The 17352-nt window shown below is 66.7% G+C and carries 18 protein-coding genes; 8 read left to right on the forward strand and 10 right to left on the reverse strand.

All coding sequences use genetic code 11. From position 1 onward, the window contains the following. Positions 1 to 75: 75 nt before the first annotated feature. The 8 genes from R1H25_RS16605 to R1H25_RS16640 form a co-directional block, all read right to left on the reverse strand. The gene (locus R1H25_RS16605; RefSeq protein WP_049446453.1) at positions 76 to 1098 is read right to left on the reverse strand and encodes a magnesium and cobalt transport protein CorA; all 1023 of its coding nucleotides are present in this window, start codon (positions 1096 to 1098) and stop codon (positions 76 to 78) included. A 6-nt stretch (positions 1099 to 1104) separates the two neighbouring features. Further along, positions 1105 to 2361 carry a DUF4105 domain-containing protein gene (locus tag R1H25_RS16610; RefSeq protein WP_317224124.1) on the reverse strand — a complete coding sequence of 419 codons (1257 nt, stop codon included), beginning with the start codon at positions 2359 to 2361 and terminating at the stop codon, positions 1105 to 1107. Then, positions 2358 to 3239: an HlyC/CorC family transporter gene (locus tag R1H25_RS16615; protein WP_005408827.1), complete on the reverse strand. Its 882-nt coding sequence runs from the start codon at positions 3237 to 3239 to the stop codon at positions 2358 to 2360. Before R1H25_RS16615 ends, R1H25_RS16610 begins: the two co-directional genes overlap by 4 nt. Before the next feature lie 64 nt (positions 3240 to 3303). After that, positions 3304 to 3858, reverse strand: a complete 555-nt coding sequence (locus R1H25_RS16620) for a hypothetical protein (RefSeq protein ID WP_317224125.1) — start codon at positions 3856 to 3858, stop codon at positions 3304 to 3306. Between the two features lie 27 nt (positions 3859 to 3885). Then, positions 3886 to 4542, reverse strand: coding sequence for a hypothetical protein (locus R1H25_RS16625; protein WP_317224126.1), 657 nt, complete (start codon positions 4540 to 4542; stop codon positions 3886 to 3888). A 39-nt stretch (positions 4543 to 4581) separates the two neighbouring features. Next, entirely contained in the window at positions 4582 to 5190 is a 609-nt protein-coding gene (locus tag R1H25_RS16630; protein WP_317224127.1) for a hypothetical protein, read from the reverse strand. A gap of 48 nt (positions 5191 to 5238) precedes the next feature. Beyond that, entirely contained in the window at positions 5239 to 5724 is a 486-nt protein-coding gene (gene ybeY, locus R1H25_RS16635; RefSeq protein ID WP_019659039.1) for an rRNA maturation RNase YbeY, read from the reverse strand. Then, the gene (locus R1H25_RS16640) at positions 5721 to 6707 is read right to left on the reverse strand and encodes a PhoH family protein (protein WP_057500244.1); all 987 of its coding nucleotides are present in this window, start codon (positions 6705 to 6707) and stop codon (positions 5721 to 5723) included. The genes ybeY and R1H25_RS16640 overlap by 4 nt, the downstream gene beginning before the upstream one ends. Positions 6708 to 7189: 482 nt before the next feature. Here R1H25_RS16640 and R1H25_RS16645 point away from each other — a divergent pair, with 482 nt between their 5' ends. From R1H25_RS16645 to R1H25_RS16655, 3 genes are read left to right on the forward strand one after another with little or no spacing between them, the layout of a single operon-like run. Further along, positions 7190 to 8146: an HlyD family efflux transporter periplasmic adaptor subunit gene (locus R1H25_RS16645; protein WP_317224128.1), complete on the forward strand. Its 957-nt coding sequence runs from the start codon at positions 7190 to 7192 to the stop codon at positions 8144 to 8146. A gap of 20 nt (positions 8147 to 8166) precedes the next feature. Beyond that, the gene (locus R1H25_RS16650) at positions 8167 to 9090 is read left to right on the forward strand and encodes an ABC transporter ATP-binding protein (protein ID WP_088481076.1); all 924 of its coding nucleotides are present in this window, start codon (positions 8167 to 8169) and stop codon (positions 9088 to 9090) included. Further along, positions 9087 to 10199, forward strand: a complete 1113-nt coding sequence (locus R1H25_RS16655; protein ID WP_154348760.1) for an ABC transporter permease — start codon at positions 9087 to 9089, stop codon at positions 10197 to 10199. The genes R1H25_RS16650 and R1H25_RS16655 overlap by 4 nt, the downstream gene beginning before the upstream one ends. A 66-nt stretch (positions 10200 to 10265) precedes the next feature. On the opposite strand, the gene miaB is transcribed toward R1H25_RS16655, so the two are convergent. Further along, positions 10266 to 11684, reverse strand: coding sequence for a tRNA (N6-isopentenyl adenosine(37)-C2)-methylthiotransferase MiaB (miaB, locus tag R1H25_RS16660; RefSeq protein ID WP_049446467.1), 1419 nt, complete (start codon positions 11682 to 11684; stop codon positions 10266 to 10268). Positions 11685 to 11879: 195 nt separating this feature from the next. Beyond that, the gene (locus R1H25_RS16665) at positions 11880 to 12500 is read right to left on the reverse strand and encodes a glutathione S-transferase family protein (protein WP_057500248.1); all 621 of its coding nucleotides are present in this window, start codon (positions 12498 to 12500) and stop codon (positions 11880 to 11882) included. An 80-nt stretch (positions 12501 to 12580) separates the two neighbouring features. On the opposite strand from R1H25_RS16665, the gene R1H25_RS16670 reads away from it, so the two are divergent. The 5 genes from R1H25_RS16670 to R1H25_RS16690 all read left to right on the forward strand — a co-directional run bounded on the left by R1H25_RS16670 (position 12581) and on the right by R1H25_RS16690 (position 17322). After that, positions 12581 to 13549, forward strand: coding sequence for a WYL domain-containing protein (locus R1H25_RS16670; protein WP_317224129.1), 969 nt, complete (start codon positions 12581 to 12583; stop codon positions 13547 to 13549). 46 nt (positions 13550 to 13595) lie between these two features. Further along, positions 13596 to 14516 (forward strand): lytic transglycosylase domain-containing protein, encoded by a 921-nt coding sequence (locus R1H25_RS16675; RefSeq protein WP_317224130.1) that lies wholly within the window; start codon positions 13596 to 13598, stop codon positions 14514 to 14516. 184 nt (positions 14517 to 14700) lie between these two features. After that, positions 14701 to 15321, forward strand: a complete 621-nt coding sequence (petA, locus tag R1H25_RS16680) for a ubiquinol-cytochrome c reductase iron-sulfur subunit (RefSeq protein ID WP_010486121.1) — start codon at positions 14701 to 14703, stop codon at positions 15319 to 15321. Continuing rightward, positions 15321 to 16580 carry a cytochrome bc complex cytochrome b subunit gene (locus tag R1H25_RS16685; RefSeq protein WP_032128877.1) on the forward strand — a complete coding sequence of 420 codons (1260 nt, stop codon included), beginning with the start codon at positions 15321 to 15323 and terminating at the stop codon, positions 16578 to 16580. The genes petA and R1H25_RS16685 overlap by 1 nt, the downstream gene beginning before the upstream one ends. Beyond that, positions 16573 to 17322, forward strand: coding sequence for a cytochrome c1 (locus tag R1H25_RS16690; RefSeq protein ID WP_317224131.1), 750 nt, complete (start codon positions 16573 to 16575; stop codon positions 17320 to 17322). Before R1H25_RS16685 ends, R1H25_RS16690 begins: the two co-directional genes overlap by 8 nt. Positions 17323 to 17352 lie beyond the last annotated feature (30 nt).

Genomic DNA, 17352 nt, shown 5'->3' on the forward strand with positions numbered 1-17352 from the left:
GGGCCCGGCGCTACCAGATGCGGGTCATGCGCCACGATACCGGTGTGGTGGGTATCGACCGTTGGTCGATACGCGCTACAACCACTTCGCGCGCTTGAACAACCGGTACAGGCCCACGCACACGCCACCCACGCCAACAATCATCAGCGGGTAGGCCCAGGGTTGGTTCAACTCCGGCATGTGGCTGAAGTTCATGCCATACCAGCTGGTGATCAGCGTCGGCGCCGCCAGCAGCGCCGCCCATGCACCCAGCCGCTTGACCGTCTCGCCCTGCGCCAGCGTCACCAGCGACAGGTTGACGCTCAGTGCGGTGCCCAGCATCTCGCGCAGGGTGTCGATCACATCGCTGATGCGTACTGCATGGTCGTGCACGTCGCGGATGTACAGCTTCACTTCGTCGGGGATCAGTTCGCCCTGATAGCGGCGCAGCTGCGCCAGTACATCCTGCAGTGGCGCCACGGCCATCCGCATCTTGTTCAGTTCGCGCTTGAGTTCGTACAGCCGCACCACGGTGCTGCGCTTGTAGTTGTCCGCAAAGATGTCCTTTTCCAGCAGGTCCAGGGTGTCGCGGAAGCGGTGCACGATCGGCAGGTAGTTGTCGACCACGAAGTCGGCCACCGCGTACAGGCAGTACGAGGGGCCCATCTTCAGCAGCTGCGGCTCTCGTTCGACACGCGCACGCACCGGTGCGTAGGACAGCGAGGCGCCATGACGCACCGTCACCAGGAAGCGCGGGCCGAGGAAAGCATGGGTTTCGCCGTACTGGATGCGCTCGTCGACCATCTGCGCGGTGGTCACCACCACGAACATCGAATTGCCGTAGGTCTCGACCTTTGGCCGCTGGTGCGCGTTGCGCGCATCTTCGATGGCCAGGTCGTGCAGGCAGAATTCCTCCTGCAGTTTCAGCAGTACATCGTCGTTGGGGTCGTACAGGCCAACCCAGACGAAACCATTGCCACTGGCAATGACATCGCTGATGGCGTCCAGGCTGATGTCGTGGCGTTTGCCTTCGTCATCGTAGTGGACGCAGTTGATGACGCAGGCGGGGTTGGCCGAAGCAGGGGCGGAAGCGGAGGCGGGCAATGACATGCCCGCCATCGTGCGTCAGGGCTGTGTTTCGGACAAGTGAGGACGGCGCCCGAGCACCCAGGCCAGCGCCACGTGCACCGGCAGCAGCAGCACGATCCACTGCACGTTGTACTGTGCCTGCAGGCTCAGCCAGTGCAGCACCAGCGCGGCCACTGCCTGTACCGCCAGCAGCCACAGCACGATCCTGAACATGCGGCCCGGCACGCGCCGACGCAGCAGGGCGATCGCGCCCGGCAGCAGCAGCACCGCCAGCGGCGAGAGCAGCAGCAGGTTGCGGTTGGCCCAGGCGGCGTAGTGGATGCTGAAGCCCCACAGGAACACCAGCACGCCACCCAACAGGGCGCACAGCAGCCAGAACGGCAGTGCCAGCCCCGCCAGCAGGCGCGGGCGGTTGCGCAGCGCCAGCACGCCAGCGGCGATCACCAGGCCGCACAGCAGCCACGGCCACCAGCGGCGTGCGAACTCCTTCGGCTCCGGATCGATGCGGTGCGGCAGCAGCTCCTGTTCGGACTGCACCAGCGGACGCCCATCGCTGTTGCGTGCCTGGCGCAGCGCATCGGCCAGGCGCATCGGCACGAAGGCTTCCTGCCAGCGCGACAGCGGCTGGTCGGCGAACGGTCCGAGGCCTACATCGAAGCCCAGCCACATCCACGGTGCCGGCGACGCCAGGCGGACCGATTCACTGCGGTAGGTATTGCCACGCGAGCGCCCGGCCAGCTGCGACTGCAGGCCGCCACCCAATGCCTTGTCGAGGGTGTCGCGCACCATCGTGGCGCAGTTGGCGGTGTAGTAGTCGTAGTGGTAGCGCGCGTTTTCCGGCTTGGCCCGCTCGGCCAGATCTGCAGCCAGCGCACGTGCCTGGTCGGGGCGCAGGTCCAGCCACTGCACGTTGGCGCCGCGGCCGGTCTCGTCGTAGTACGACAGATCCTGCTGCAGCGGCAGCGCCACCAGGTAATACATCATGTCGCCGCGTGCGAAGCGGCTGATGAAATCGTCCTCGGACGGGTCGAAGTAGCCGAAGTTGTACGAAGTTGCCTCGCCGCTGACCGGATCAAGCACCACGATGGCGTCATGGCCGAAGCGTTCGAAGAACACCGTGCCGGGCTGCATGGTCACCACGCCGATGCGCGGGGCAGGAACCTCGGTGCTGGCGCTGGGTGCAGTTGGTGCAGGCGTGGCTGCCGCCGGCTGCGCGAAGGCGGCCAGCGGCAGGGCCATGGCCAGCACGCACAGTGCCAGCCACACCATGAGGATCAGGCCGCGGCGCTTCAAGCGTCGTCCTGCGCGTCCGGCGGCAGCACGGTCACGTGGAAGGCCTGTACCCGGCGCGCATCGGCGCGGGCCACGCGGAACATGAAGCGGTCCAGCGCCAGCTCGTCACCGACTTCCGGCAGGTGGCCCACGGCCTCGGTGACCAGGCCGCCGATGGTGTCGTAGTCCTCGTCGGAGAACGTCGCGCCGAAACGCTCGTTGAAGTCGCCGATCGGGGTCAGTGCGTCGACCACGTACTGCCCGTCGGACTGGATGGCGATCTGCGCCGAGGGATCTTCGGCCTCGTCATGCTCGTCGTCGATCTCGCCGACGATCTGTTCCAGCACGTCCTCGATGGTGACCAGGCCGGCGACACCGCCGTACTCGTCCACCACGATGGCCATGTGGTTGCGCGACAGGCGGAACTCCTTCAGCAGCACGTTGAGCTTCTTCGCCTCCGGAATCAGCACCGCCGGGCGCAGCAGCTCGCGCACGTTGGCCGGACCGTTGTCGGCAACCACGCCGCGCAGCAGGTCCTTGGCCAGCAGGATGCCAAGGATGTCGTCCTTGTTCTCGCCGTGCACCGGGAAGCGTGAATGGCCCGATTCGACCACCTGCTTCATCAGTTCCAGGAAGGGCGCTTCAACCGGCAGCGAGACCATCTGCGAGCGCGAAATCATCACGTCGCCCACGGTCAGCTCGGCCACGGAAATGGCGCCTTCCATCATCTTCAGGGTATCGGCGGCGATCAGCCCCTCTTCCTGCGCGGTGTGCAGGACAGCGACCAGCTCGTCGCGGGTATGGGGTTCGCCGGAGAAGGCGGAGGTCAGGCGTTCAAGCCAGCCGCGCTTCTTTTCACTGTGCTCCGCAGGGGAGCTACTACTGTCGTCTTCTGACATCTCTGGAAAAAAGGCACCCGGCAGGCCGGGCGTTGGCCCAAGTCTAGCAGGATGTGACGGCCTGTCAGTGACTGCCGGTGGCCGGGGCAGGGGTAGGGGCCGGCTCCTCCTCGGGCAGGTCCAGGCTGTAGGTGCAGCCGGCCAGGGTCTTGCCAGGGTGGGAGGCCACGGTGGAGACGCTGAGGATGATCGACTCGATCTGGGCCTCGCCGGTCTTCGGGTCGGTCACGTCGCGGCTGACCAGCTCGCGGCCGGCCATGAACTTGCCGTCCTGGTCGTAGGCGGTCTCCAGTGCCAGGCGCTTTGCCAGCGGGCGTGGGTCGGCCTGGTCGAGGACGGCCATGATGCTGGCGCCGGCCACCGCCACCCGCTCGGTCTGTTGCCCGAAGACGGTGATCGGGCTGGCCAGCCGGTACTCGCTCATGAACTGGTTGCCTTGCGGCAGCGGCTGCAGGCCCTGGGCCACGGCCTTCAGCGGATCGGCCAGCAGCGGCGCCAGCGCGGCCTGCTCGGCCACCCCCTGGCGGCATTCGATCAGGGCCGGCAGGTCAAGACTGGAGGCGAGGGCCGAAGGCACCGCAAAGGCACACAGCAGGGGCAGGCAGCAACGCAGGGACACGGGCAGGTTCCGCAGGCGGGCCGGACATCATAACGGTGACGGGGGCGGGTTCTCAGCCTTGCTGCTGCGGCTGCCGCGGGTCAGCAGGGCGCGTAGCCCCATCACCGGCAGGGTGAGCAGCACCGCCTGCATCGAAGCGTGGAGGACCGTGACCAATCCGCGGGCCGCCAACGGCAGCAGGCCCGATTGTTCGAACCAGGGCATCAGTGCCGGTTCGGCGGCCTTCGCCAGTGGCATGTACATCGCGCAGAGCGCGTACAACAGCCAGAGTGAGGCGGTTGACGCATGGAAGAACGGCAAGGTCGCCGCTGAGCGCCGTAGGCGCTGCTGGACCACCACGCGCCAGGCCACCGGCGCGGTGAGCGCGCCCACCAGCATCAGCAGCAGCGCGCTCGTCACCAGGCCCATCGTGGTGCTCATCCCGTGCCGCTGCTGCAGCAGGTGAGGCCCGATCACGCCGACCGCCAGACTGGCAATGACGCACGCCGGTGACAGCAGTGCCAGCGTGCGCAGCAGCCAGTGCCGCCCGCTGGGGTCGCGTGCACTGACACGGCGCACGGCATGCGCGCCCAGCACCAGGACAGTGGCGAAAAGACCGGCAGCCATCATCATCGTCGTGAAACCGTACCCTGGGTTCATCCTTTTTCCTTCCGAGTCCTGGCCGGTCTGGCCGGTATTGAACAATAGCGCAGCGCATGGGCGGGCGTTCCAGCCCGGGCGCAGTCAAGGCGGATTCCAGCGCGTGGTCGCTGGGTACCAGCGCAGCCTGACCGGGTAGCCCAGCTGCACCTGCAGGTGGTCGCGTACGGCCGCCGCCGTCGCGCGGTTGGCTGGGGTATCCCGCAGCTCAACCTCCAGCTCTCCGGCCTTGACGTCCAGGCTATAGCCGAACAGGTCGGGCAGCTGGGCCAGCAGCCAGTCCCGCTGTGTGTGCAGGCGGTGCTGCATCTCCGCTTCGGTCATCGCGGCGCCGGTGATGTAGCGCACGCGTTGCGGGCCATCCGCCCCTGGATGTGTCTCATCGGCCTCGGCTGCGGCGCCTGTCAGTCGCACCACAACGTTCCAGCCCCTCGCATTGTCCACCCAGATGCCGGCCAGACGTGCCGCGTGCCGCGCTTCCAGGCGCTCGATCAGCGCCCGTTGCTGGGCAGTGGCGACGATATTGCGGGTGTCGCGCTCGCTGCTGCCGAAGAACGCCCGTAGTTCGGCGATCTTTGCGGCGATGTCGGCCTCGCTGTCGCTGGTGGGGAACGGTGAGGGACGGTCAGGATCGGGCATCAGGCCTGCCGCGGACTGCAGTAGCACGGCAAGCACAAGTGCGGCCAGGGTCATGCTGCGCTCCTCTTCCGTGAGTGCGTGGGTTCGGAACAGAACCCGGTGTCAGCGCTCGCCCGCGTAGGGATCGGCGATGCCGAGCTCGGCCAGGATGTCGCGCTCGAGCTGCTCCATCGCCTCGGCTTCCTTGTCATCCTCGTGGTCCCAGCCGAGCAGGTGCAGTACGCCGTGCACGGTCAGGTGCGCGTAGTGGGCGTTGAGCGCCTTGCCCTGCTCGTCGGCCTCCCGTGCCACCACCGGTGCGCAGATCACCAGGTCACCCAGCAGCGGGAACTTGACGCCCTTGGGCAGGCCTTCGGGCACTTCGGCCGGGAAGCTGAGCACGTTGGTCGCGTAGTCCTTGCCGCGGTAATGGCGGTTCAGCGACTGTCCTTCCTTGGCATCGACCACGCGGATGGCCAGATCGGCCTCGCGGATGCGGCCCTTCAGCGCGGCGGCCACCCACTTGCGGAAGCTCACTGCCGCCGGCAGGCCGGCACGTGGCAGGGCATAACTGACGGCGACGTCCAGTCGCACGGGGCCACGGGTCATGGAGTTGCTCCTGGTTGGATCTGATGCAGGTCGCGGCGGTCGTAGGCGCTCACGATGCGCGCGACCAGCGGGTGGCGGACCACGTCACGGGATTCGAAGAAGGTGAAGCTGACGCCCTCGACTTCACGCAGCACGTCGATGGCGTCGCGCAGGCCGGACTTCACGTGCTTGGGCAGGTCGGTCTGGGTGAGGTCACCGGTGACCACCGCAGTGGAGCCGTAACCCAGGCGGGTCAGGAACATCTTCATCTGCTCGATGGTGGTGTTCTGTGCTTCGTCCAGGATCACGAACGCATCGTTGAGCGTGCGGCCGCGCATGTAGGCCAGCGGCGCGATCTCGATGACGTTCTTCTCCAGCAGCTTGACCACCTTCTCCACGCCCATCATCTCGTACAGGGCGTCGTACAGCGGTCGCAGGTAGGGATCGACCTTCTGGCTCAGGTCGCCGGGCAGGAAGCCCAGCTTCTCGCCGGCCTCCACCGCCGGACGCACCAGGATCAGGCGCTGCACCCGCGATTCGTTCAGTGCTTCGACCGCGCTGGCCACGGCCAGGAAGGTCTTGCCGGTACCGGCCGGGCCGATGCCGAAGTTGATGTCGTGGGTGGCGATCTGGTGCAGGTAGCGGCCCTGGTTGGCGCCGCGGCCGCGCACCGTGCCGCGCTTGACCTTGATCGCCACGTCCTGCGCTTCATAGGAGCGCTCGGCGATCTGATCGACATTGGCCTGCGCCAGGCGCAGATGGATGGCGTGGTTGTCGAAGGTGGTTTCGGCGGCTTCGGCGTACAGCGCTTCGACCAGCTTCTGCGCCTCGACGATGGCCTCGTTGGGCCCGCTGATGCGGAACACGAAGCCACGATTGGCGATCTCCACGCCGAGCTTCAGCTCTATCTGGCGCAGATGGCCATCGAAGGGGCCGCACAGGTTGGCCAGCCGCTCGTTATCTTCCGGCGACAGGGTGAAGTCTCGATGATCGATGCTTTTCATTGCTTGGGGTGGGGCGGACGCCTTCCACCGCAGTGTATTCAGGGAGGACAAGGGTAGCGCGCGTGCGGGGCACACGGCCAGCAGACGGTCGATACAGCGTTTTCCACACCCGGTGTGGACGGGGCGCGCGGAAACCTGTGGATAGACCTTCGCAATGCTTGTGCCACAAGGCCCATGAGGTCCTGGTGAAAAAAGCGTCATGGTCGCTCGTCGCTGCCGCAGCACTGCCGCGGATGGCCTGCACGGGAGCATTCATCGTGATGGCAGTGCAGGTTTCGTTGCCGGGCGAGCAACAACGCCACGTCCTGCCGGATTTCCACAACGGTTGTGGAATGATGCCGAATCAACCTGTGGATAGGTGGTGCGGAGCCTTGCAGCAAAAGGCTTGCCCGCACGTGGTGAAAAAACCGTCAGGGCTGATCGGAATCATTGAGGGTGCACGGGGCACATGGCACCGTGTCGCCGTCGCTGGAGGGGATGGCATGGGCATCGGCAACGGGATGCGTGGAATCGGACTGGTGGGCATCGGCCTGCTGGCGGGGTGTGGGCAGTCAACGCCGACCGCGTTGGGCACGCTGGAGTGGGACCGGATCACGGTGCCGGCACCGGCGGCCGAAGTGATCGCCGCGGTGGAGGTGCGCGAGGGCCAGCCGGTCAAGGCGGGCACTGTGTTGATGCAGCTTGATCCCGCCCGTGGCGACGCACAGTTCGCCGCCGCACAGGCCGATACGCTGCGCGCGCAGGCACAGCTGGAAGAGCTCGAGATCGGCCCGCGCGAGGAACAGATCACCCAGGCCCAGGCCCAGCTGGCCGCGCTTCGCGCCCAGGCCGTCGAAGCCAGCGCCTACTATCGCCGGGTGCAGCCGCTGGCACGCCAGCAGCTGGTGGCTGCCGCTGAACTGGATCGTGCACGTGCCGCCGCCGGCAACGCCGAGGCCAGCGCGCGCGCGGCCGAGCAGGCTTGGTTGGTGCTGGTGCACGGCAGCCGGGCACAGGACATCACCCAGGGCAAGGCCGCAGCCGATGCCGCGCGCGCGCAGCAGGTGGTGCAGGGCGTGAACCTGCAGAAGCTGCAGCTGCGTGCACCGCGCGATGGTGTGGTCGATGCCTTGCCCTACCGGCAGGGCGACCAGGCGCCGATCGGTGCGCCGTTGGCGGTGATGCTGGTCGGTGAGCGTCCCTATGCGCGCGTCTACCTGCCGCAGCCGCTGCGCCTGCAGGTGAAGGTCGGTCAGGCCGCGCAGATACAACTGGAGGGTCGGGGCACGGTGCTGAAAGGGCGCGTGCGATCGATCCGCAGCGAGCCTTCGTTCACCCCGTACTACGCACTGACCGGCGACGACGTCGAGCGCCTGAGCTACCTGGCTGAAATCGAAGTGACCGAAGCCACCGACATGCAGAAGCTGCCGGCCGGGCTGCCGGTGCAGGTGCGCTTCTGAACACCGGTGCGGACATCGCGGTGCATGCGCAGGGCCTGACCCGCCGCTTCGGCGATCTGCTGGCCGTGGACAATGTCGACCTGACCGTGCCGCGTGGGCAGGTCTATGGCTTCCTGGGCCCGAACGGGTCGGGCAAGTCGACCACCATCCGCATGCTGTGCGGCCTGCTTGAACCGAGCGCAGGACAGATCGAGGTGCTGGGCTTGGCGGTTCCCGAGCAGGCCGAAGCGCTGCGCCGTCGCATCGGCTACATGACCCAGCGCTTCTCGCTGTACGAAGACCTGTCGGTACGCGAGAACCTGGAATTCCTCGCCGCCATCCAGGACCTGCCACGCGCGCAGGCCCGGCAGCGGGTCGACAGTTTGCTGCAGCAGTACCGGTTGCAGGACCGCCAACCACAACTGGCCGGCACGCTCAGTGGTGGGCAGAAGCAGCGCCTCGCCCTGGCGGGTGCCGTGGTGCATTCGCCCGAACTGCTGTTCCTGGACGAGCCGACCAGCGCCGTTGATCCCGAATCGCGCCGCGATTTCTGGGAGGCCCTGTTTGAACTTGCCGACGCCGGTACCACCGTGTTGGTATCGACCCACTACATGGACGAGGCCGAGCGCTGCCACCGGCTGGCGATCCTGGATCGTGGTGCGCTGGTCGCCGATGGCACGCCGGCCGAATTGTGTGCACGGCTGGACGGCCGCACGTTGCAGGTCACGTCGGCGCAGCCGCGCCAGGCCAGCCGCGCATTGTCCGAGCTGCCCGGCGTGCTGAGCGTGGCGCAGATCGGTACCCAGCTGCGCGTGTTGTGCAGCGAGGGGGCCGCCGATACGCCAGCGTTGCGGCGCGCGCTGGTCAGCGCCGATCCACAGGCTCACTTCGAGGCGGTGGCGCCGAATCTGGAAGACGTGTTCGTCGCTGCTACCCGCGGGCGAGGCCGGGAGCCGGCGGCATGAACCTGCGCCGGCTGTGGGCGATCATGCTCAAGGAGCTGCGGCAGCTGCGCCGCGACCGCATCACGCTGGCGATGATCGTCGGCATTCCGGTGATGCAGCTGCTGCTGTTCGGCTATGCGATCAATCTCAACCTGCGCCACCTCGACGCCGGTGTCGCCGACCAGGCCAACAGTGCCGCCTCGCGCGCGGTGGTGCAGGACATGGTCGCCACCGGCGTGATCACGCCGCGCAGCGAAGCCTATACGCCCGATCAGCTGATGCAGGCGCTGCGCCGTGGCGAGATCAGTGTCGGCATCGTGGTGCCAGCCGACTTCGAACGTCGCCGCTTCGACGGTCGCGAAGCGGTGCAGGTACTGGTCGATGGCAGCGACACCGTGGTGCAGAGCGCAGCGATCCAGCTGGCGCAGGTGCCGCTGGATACGCGCCCGACCAGCAACACCCGTCCCCTGCGCGAAGGCAGCATCGCCAGTGGTCCTGTCAGCGTGACCAGTTTCTACAACCCGCAGCGGCGCTCGGCGGTGAACATCGTGCCGGGCCTGATCGGGGTGATCCTGACCATGACCCTGGTGATGTTCACGGCGGTGGCGGTGGTGCGCGAACGCGAGCGCGGCAACATGGAACTGCTGATCGCCACGCCGGTGTCGCGCAGCGAACTGATGGTCGGCAAAGTGCTGCCCTATGCAGCCATCGGCCTGCTGCAGACCACCTTGGTGCTGGTGCTGGGCACCTGGCTGTTCCAGGTGCCGATCCGCGGCAGCCTGCTGGACATCTATCTGGCCGCGGTGCTGCTGGTGCTTGCCAACCTGGCGCTGGGCCTGCTGATCTCCACGCGCGCGCGCTCGCAGTTCCAGGCGATGCAGATGACGCTGTTCCTGTTCCTGCCGTCGATCCTGCTGTCGGGCTTCATGTTCCCGTTCGCGGGCATGCCGCGGCCGGTGCAATGGCTGGCCGAAGTGCTGCCGCTGACCCACTTCCTGCGCCTGGTGCGCGGCATCATGCTGCGCGGCGCCTCGCTGTGGGAGCTGTGGCACGACGCGCTGGCGCTGCTGGCCTTCATCGTGGTGATGATGACGTTGGCGATCCTGCGTTTCCGCAAACGATTGGATTAATGCATGCCGACCAACGGTCGGCATCCACAACTACCCCGGCAGGGGCCGACCGTTGGTCGGCACACCTTATTCCGCCACCACCCGCGCGCGCAGCGAATTGGTCAGCGCTTCGGTGATCACCACGTCCACGAACTGGCCGATCAGGCGTGCCGGCGCCGGGAAGTTCACCGAACGCATGTTCTCGGTCTTGCCGGTCAGCTCGTTCGGGTTCTTGCGCGAGGGCCCTTCCACCAGCACGGTCTGCACGGTGCCGACCATCTTCTGGGAAATGCCGGCGGCATGCGCATTGATGCGCTCCTGCAGGCGCGACAGGCGCGCGTGCTTCTCGGCATCGCTGATGGTGTCCTCCAGGTCCGCAGCCGGGGTGCCCGGGCGACGCGAATAGATGAAGGAGAAGCTGTGGTCGAAGCCGATGTCCTCGATCAGCTTCATGGTCTTCTCGAAATCGGCATCGGTCTCGCCGGGGAAGCCGACGATGAAGTCCGAGCTGATCGAGATGTCCGGGCGCACCGCGCGCAGCTTGCGGATCTTCGACTTGAATTCCAGCGCGGTGTAACCACGCTTCATCGCCGACAGCACGCGGTCGCTGCCGGCCTGCACCGGCAGATGCAGGAAGTTGGCCAGCTGCGGGACGTCGCGGAACGCGTCGATCAGCGAGTCGCTGAATTCCAGCGGGTGCGAGGTGGTGAAGCGGATGCGGCCGACCCCATCGATCTCGGCGATGGTACGGATCAGCAGGCCGAGGTCGGCGAACTCGCCGTCGCCATAGGGACCACGATAGGCGTTGACGTTCTGGCCGAGCAGGTTGATCTCGCGCACGCCCTGTGCAGCCAACTGCGCCACCTCAACCACTACGTCCTCGAACGGGCGGCTGACTTCGGTGCCGCGGGTGTAGGGCACCACGCAGAACGAGCAGTACTTGGAACAGCCTTCCATGATCGACACGAACGCCGAAGCGCCTTCGGCGCGCGGTTCCGGCAGGCGGTCGAACTTCTCGATCTCGGGGAAGCTGATGTCTACCTGCGGACGCTTCTGCTCACGCCGGGCGCGGATCAGCTCCGGCAGGCGGTGCAGGGTCTGCGGGCCGAACACCAGATCGACGAACGGCGCGCGCTTGATGATCGCTTCGCCTTCCTGCGAGGCGACGCAGCCGCCCACGCCGATGATGACCTCGCGGCCTTTGTTCTTCAGGCCCTTCCACACGCCCAGCTGGCTGAACACCTTCTCCTGCGCTTTTTCGCGGATGGAGCAGGTGTTGACCAGGATGACGTCGGCGTCGTCCGGGCTGTCGGTCAGTTCCAGGCCATCGCTGGCGGCAAGCACGTCGGCCATCTTCGCCGAGTCGTACTCGTTCATCTGGCAACCGTGGGTCTTGATGTACAGCTTGCCCTTGACCTGGTCGGGCTTGCGCGGACCGGCGGGCAGGGCAACGAGCGGGGTACCGCCCGGCGTGGCGGGCGGAAAGACGTCTGGCGTCCCGGTCATGGCGCTTAATCCATTCGGGTGGCGGGAAAGCCGGCAATTCTACCCGCATCCCGCGCCACCCGCCGCGCCCTTTGTAGAGTCGAGCCCACGCTCGGCTGCTCTTCCCGCTTCCCCTGGGGCAGCCAGGCATGGCCTGGCTCTACTGAAACCAGCCGAGCGTGGGCTCGGCGCTACAAAGGAAGCCCAGCCGGCGCCTTACGCCGCCACCAGCTCCGCATCGATCTGCCGCGAACGGTCGAACGCGGTCATCGCGCTCATCCGTGCGATGTAGTCAGCCGTGGCTGCTGCAGGCTGTACCAGGCCAAAGGCCGTGGTCCAGCCCAGCGCATTGCCCCACAGCACATCGGCGGCGCTCATGACCTCGCCGAGCAGGTACGGGCCCTGCGCCAGCTGGGCCTCGACCACCTGCAGCACGGTCTCCGCATCGTTGTACGGCGACATCAGGCGCGGCGGCGGCTCGCGATGCATCGCCTTGTCGATCATCGCCGGCTCGAAACAGGCGCCGTAGAAGGCCATCCAGCGCAGATAGGGGCCGCGCAGGGCATCGCCGATCGGCGGGGCCAGCCCGGCTTCCGGGTACAGGTCGGCCAGGTACAGGTAGATCGCCACCTGCTCGGTCACCAGCGCGCCGTTGTGGACGATGGCCGGCACCTTGCCCATCGGGTTGATGGCCAGGTAGGCCGGGGCCAGGTTGGCGCCGGCCTTCAGGTCCAGCACCTGCATGTGGTAGTCGGCACCCAGCGCTTCGAGCAGGGCCACCGCGCCGCTCGAGCGGGAACGGGCGGCGTGGTACAGGGTGATCCGGCGTGAATTCATGGCATTGCTCCTTGCGGTGGGTGGTGAACTGGAGGTCATCCTGAGGCACTATTGCGGACGACTTCTGTCCTCGATCCTTCATGCGCCATACCGCCCATCGACTGCTGCGCCTGATCGCCCTGCTGCAGGCCCGCCGCCAGTGGTCCGGGGCCGAGCTCGCCGAGCGCATGGGCGTGGAGCGGCGCAGCATCCGCCGTGATGTCGAGCGACTGCGTGAACTGGGCTATCCGGTCCAGGCCTCGTCCGGGGTCGGTGGCGGCTACCAGCTGGGGGCGGGGGCACCGGTACTGCCGATGCTGCTGGATGAGGAGGAGGCGACCACCCTGGCGATCGCCCTGCGTGCCGCGTCCGCGACCGTCGCTGGCATCGACGACACCGCGCGCGGTCTGTTGTCCAAGCTCGACCCGCTGGTACCGACCCGTCGCCGGCAGCAGGCTGGCGAAGTGCATGCAGCGACGGCCACCTTGTCCGACCTTCCGTCCACCGACGCACGCCTGCTCGGACGGCTGGCCCAGCACTGCCGGCAGGCGTCCCGGCTGGCCTTTGAGTACCGCAGCGCGCAGGAGGCGGTGACCCAGCGCGAGGTCGAGGCCCAGCACCTGGTCAATTACGGGCGGCGCTGGTACCTGCTGGCCTGGGATCTGGGCCGGCAGGACTGGCGCACACTGCGCGTGGACCGGATGGGCGCGGTACGCGAGTGCTCCGAGCCGGGTATGCACCGGCGCACGCCGGCGCCGCCGGATGTGATGGTGCGGCAGGCGGTCAGCCAGGCGCCGTTCGCGCTGCAGGCCATCCTCCGCCTGGCCGGCAGTCATTCCGAGCTGGAAGGCCGCATCCCGCCATGGTGTGGAGTACTGGAAGCGGATGGCTCCGATCACTGCCTGCTGCGCATGGGCGCCGAGAGCCGCGGCATGATGCTGGCGCAGATTCTCAGCCTGGACCGCATACCTGTGGCGCTTTGGACCACCCCGCCGGGCCTGCGCGACGAGCTGGCACAGCGGCTGGCGGGCCTCGGCCAGCTGCTGGCTGTGCCGCCGGTCACAGGCTGAGCCACATCGCTTGGCAAGCCCAGGCGAAGCTGGGACACTCGCCGCCATGAAGGGGATACTGGGGACAACGGCGATCATCATCGCTGCGCTGACCGCTGCGCCGGCCAGCGCTGGAACCCTGTACAAGTGCCAGGGCGCTGACGGCGTCACCAGCTATGTGAGCAAGCGGGTGGCTGGCGCGCGCTGCAGCACCATCAGCTACAGCCGGGACACCCGCCCGGCACCGCGTCCGGTAGTGGCCGCACCCAGGCCAGCGCCGACCACGGTTGCCAGCATCGAACGCAACCCGGTTGCCGTTGCCGCCAGCGCGGCAACGCCGGCAACGGTTGCGCCTGCACCCGCGCCCGCAGCTGCCCCGGGACAGCCGGCCGCCTCGCGCGCCGGGCGCATGGTCAGCGGCCAGGTCTATTCCTTCATGAAGGACGGCGTGCGGCACTACACCAGTGCGCGCCCGACCCAGGTCGCCAACCTCGGCCCGGTGCGGACCATCCGCTACAGCTTCATGGAGCGCTGCTACGCGTGCGGGGTCAATCCACGCGTGGACTTCGGCACCGTGCGCCTGAACACCTCGGCCTTCCAGACCGAGATCACCTCGGCCGCGCGCGAGTTCGGCGTGGAAGAGGCGGTGGTGCGGGCCATCATCCACGCCGAGTCGGCCTACAACCCGACCGCGCTCAGTCGCGCTGGTGCGCAGGGGCTGATGCAGCTGATGCCGCCAACCGCCGCGCGCTTCGGGGTCAGTGACTCCTACGATGCCGGGCAGAACATCCGCGGCGGCGTACAGTATCTTGCGTGGTTGTTGAAGCGCTTCAATGGCGATCTGACCCTTGCCGCAGCCGGCTACAACGCTGGCGAAGGCGCGGTCGACCGCCACGGTGGCGTGCCGCCCTACAGCGAGACCCAGTACTACGTGCGGCGGGTCGGCCAGCTGGCCGAGCGTTACCGCACCGCCCTGAGTCACCAGTAGGTGCCAACCTTTGGTCGGCACGCCCTTGAACTGGTAGGTGCCGACTGTCAGTCGGCACTCCTTGCAAAGAGCGTTGTGTGGCGCGCGACGGTTCCGCTACACTCGACCGTGATTCAATGCGGCTCTGGCCCCCACCGGATCCGCTGGCAGCCTTAAAGCTACCTAATCAATATCGGAGTGCCGGATGGCCAACGATGGGGTACACGATCCAGTCAACACCGGACGTCGGCGTTTTCTTTCTGCCACCACAGCCGTGGTGGGCGCCGTCGGCGTCGGATTCACCGCAGTTCCTTTCATCAAATCCTGGAACCCCAGTGCCCGTGCCAAGCTTGCCGGCGCACCGGTGGTGGCCGACATCAGCGCCCTGCAGGAAGGCCAACGCCTGATCGTGGAATGGCGTGGCCAGCCTATCTGGATCGTCAAACGGTCCAAGGCGATCCTCGATGCGCTGCACGGGCTGGACGGCCGTCTCAAGGACCCCGAGTCCGGCGAGAAGGACCAGCAGCCGGAGTACGTGCTGAAGCAGAACCCCGAGCTGCGCTCGATCAAGCCGGATATCTCCGTGCTGGTCGGCCTGTGCACGCACCTGGGCTGCTCGCCGGAAATGGTCGCCGAGATCCGGCCTGAGCCCTACGACCCGCAGTGGAAGGGCGGCTACTTCTGCCCCTGCCACAAGTCGCGCTTCGACATGTCCGGTCGTGTCTTCAAGGACGTGCCGGCGCCGATCAACCTGAAGGTGCCCGCGCACCACTACCAGGACGACAACACCATCATCATCGGTGTCGATCCGCAGGGGGCTGCCTGATGGCCAATATCCTCAGCCGTACCGCCAGCGGCGTGGCCGACTGGGTCAACGCGCGCGCGCCCGGCCTGATGCCGGTCTACCGCAAGCACGTCAGCGAATACTACGCGCCGAAGAACTTCAACATCTGGTACTACTTCGGTTCGCTGGCGCTGCTGGTGCTGGTCAACCAGATCGTCACCGGCATCTTCCTGACGATGCACTACAAGACCAACGCCGCCGAGGCGTTCGGCTCCATCGAATACATCATGCGTGATGTGGAGTGGGGCTGGCTGATCCGCTACATGCACTCCACCGGTGCCTCGCTGTTCTTCATCGTGGTCTACCTGCACATGTTCCGTGGCCTGCTGTACGGCAGCTACCAGAAACCGCGCGAGCTGGTGTGGATCCTGGGCATGCTGATCTACCTGGTGCTGATGGCCGAAGCCTTCATGGGCTACGTGCTGCCGTGGGGCCAGATGTCGTTCTGGGGCGCCAAGGTGATCATCTCGCTGTTCGGCGCGATACCGGTGATCGGCAACGGCCTGACCGAATGGATCATGGGCGACTACCTGCCCAGTGATGCCACGCTCAACCGCTTCTTCGCACTGCACGTCATCGCCCTGCCGCTGGTGCTGCTGTTGCTGGTGGTGCTGCACCTGGGTGCGCTGCATGAAGTGGGGTCGAACAACCCGGACGGGGTGGAGATCAAGAAGGGGCCCAAGGGCAACCGCTGGTCGCCGAACGCACCGGCCGACGGCATTCCGTTCCACCCGTACTACACGCTCAAGGATGGTGTCGGCGCCGGCTTCCTGCTGATCATCGCCGCCTTCATCATCTTCTTCGCGCCGGGTTTCGGCGGCCTGTTCCTGGAGCACGACAACTTCACCGAGGCCAACCGCCTGGTGACCCCGGAACACATCAAGCCGGTCTGGTACTACACGCCGTACTACGCGATGTTGCGCGTGGTACCGAACAAGCTGGGCGGCGTGCTGGTGATGTTCTCGGCCATCGCGATCCTGTTCCTGGTGCCGTGGCTGGACAAGGCGAAGGTGAAATCTGTGCGCTACCGCGGCTGGATCTCGAAGGTGATGCTGGGCGTGCTGGCGGTGTGCTTCGTGTGGCTGGGCGTGATCGGTTCCGGCCCCGGCACCGACGTGCACGAGACCTACATCGGGCGGGTGCTGACCTTCCTGTACTTCGCGTTCTTCATCACCATGCCGCTATGGACACGATTGGACAGGACCAAGCCGGTACCGGAGAGGGTGACCACCCATGACTGAACGCTGGATGGTCCGGCTGGCCCTGACGGCCGCCCTGATGCTGGGCAGTTTCCTGGCCTCCGCCGCCGAGGGCGGCACCAAGCTGCTGCAGGCCGGCAACGACCTCGGAGACCGCGCTTCGCTGCAGCGCGGCGCGCAGCTGTACATGAACTACTGCTCCGGCTGCCACGCGCTGAAATACCTGCGCTATTCGCGGATGGCGCAGGACCTGGGCCTGACCGAAGAGGAGGTGATGAACAACCTCAACTTCACCGGCTCGGCGATCGGCGATCCGATCCCGGTGGCGATGCCCAAGGAGAACGCAGAGAAGTGGTTCGGCAAGATGCCGCCGGACCTCAGCCTGATTGCGCGTGTGCGCGGCAATGACTGGGTCTACACCTACCTCAAGTCGTTCTACCTGGACAGCAGCCGGCCGCTGGGCTGGAACAACGCGCTGTTCGCCAACGCGTCCATGCCCAACCCGCTGTGGGAAATGCAGGGCCTGCAGCATGCCGTGCATGGCAAGCCGGAGGCGCCGGGCATGGATCCGCCGGTGACCGGCCTGCGCCTGGAAACGCCAGGCAACGTCGATGCCGGACAGTACGACCAGGCAGTGCGTGACATCACCAACTTCCTCGAATATGCCGGCGAACCGGCCGCGCTCAAGCGCCAGCAGCTGGGCGTGTGGGTGATCCTGTTCCTGGCCCTGCTGACCTTCCTGCTGTATCTGTTGAAGAAGGAATACTGGAAGGACGTTCACTGAATCTGCCGCTCACCATCGCACGGGCCTATT

Source organism: Stenotrophomonas veracruzanensis, assembly GCF_032911525.1.
GTDB classification, from domain to species: Bacteria; Pseudomonadota; Gammaproteobacteria; order Xanthomonadales; family Xanthomonadaceae; genus Stenotrophomonas; species Stenotrophomonas africana.

Coding starts and splice junctions, on each gene's coding strand:
- miaB (WP_049446467.1), bottom strand. CDS start 11,684: ATGACCGGGACGCCAGACGTCTTTCCGCCCGCCACGCCGGGCGGTACC.
- petA (WP_010486121.1), top strand. CDS start 14,701: ATGGCCAACGATGGGGTACACGATCCAGTCAACACCGGACGTCGGCGT.
- R1H25_RS16630 (WP_317224127.1), bottom strand. CDS start 5,190: ATGACCCTGGCCGCACTTGTGCTTGCCGTGCTACTGCAGTCCGCGGCA.
- ybeY (WP_019659039.1), bottom strand. CDS start 5,724: ATGACCCGTGGCCCCGTGCGACTGGACGTCGCCGTCAGTTATGCCCTG.
- R1H25_RS16665 (WP_057500248.1), bottom strand. CDS start 12,500: ATGAATTCACGCCGGATCACCCTGTACCACGCCGCCCGTTCCCGCTCG.
- R1H25_RS16640 (WP_057500244.1), bottom strand. CDS start 6,707: ATGAAAAGCATCGATCATCGAGACTTCACCCTGTCGCCGGAAGATAAC.
- R1H25_RS16645 (WP_317224128.1), top strand. CDS start 7,190: ATGGGCATCGGCAACGGGATGCGTGGAATCGGACTGGTGGGCATCGGC.
- R1H25_RS16655 (WP_154348760.1), top strand. CDS start 9,087: ATGAACCTGCGCCGGCTGTGGGCGATCATGCTCAAGGAGCTGCGGCAG.
- R1H25_RS16605 (WP_049446453.1), bottom strand. CDS start 1,098: ATGGCGGGCATGTCATTGCCCGCCTCCGCTTCCGCCCCTGCTTCGGCC.
- R1H25_RS16690 (WP_317224131.1), top strand. CDS start 16,573: ATGACTGAACGCTGGATGGTCCGGCTGGCCCTGACGGCCGCCCTGATG.
- R1H25_RS16675 (WP_317224130.1), top strand. CDS start 13,596: ATGAAGGGGATACTGGGGACAACGGCGATCATCATCGCTGCGCTGACC.
- R1H25_RS16615 (WP_005408827.1), bottom strand. CDS start 3,239: ATGTCAGAAGACGACAGTAGTAGCTCCCCTGCGGAGCACAGTGAAAAG.
- R1H25_RS16670 (WP_317224129.1), top strand. CDS start 12,581: ATGCGCCATACCGCCCATCGACTGCTGCGCCTGATCGCCCTGCTGCAG.
- R1H25_RS16685 (WP_032128877.1), top strand. CDS start 15,321: ATGGCCAATATCCTCAGCCGTACCGCCAGCGGCGTGGCCGACTGGGTC.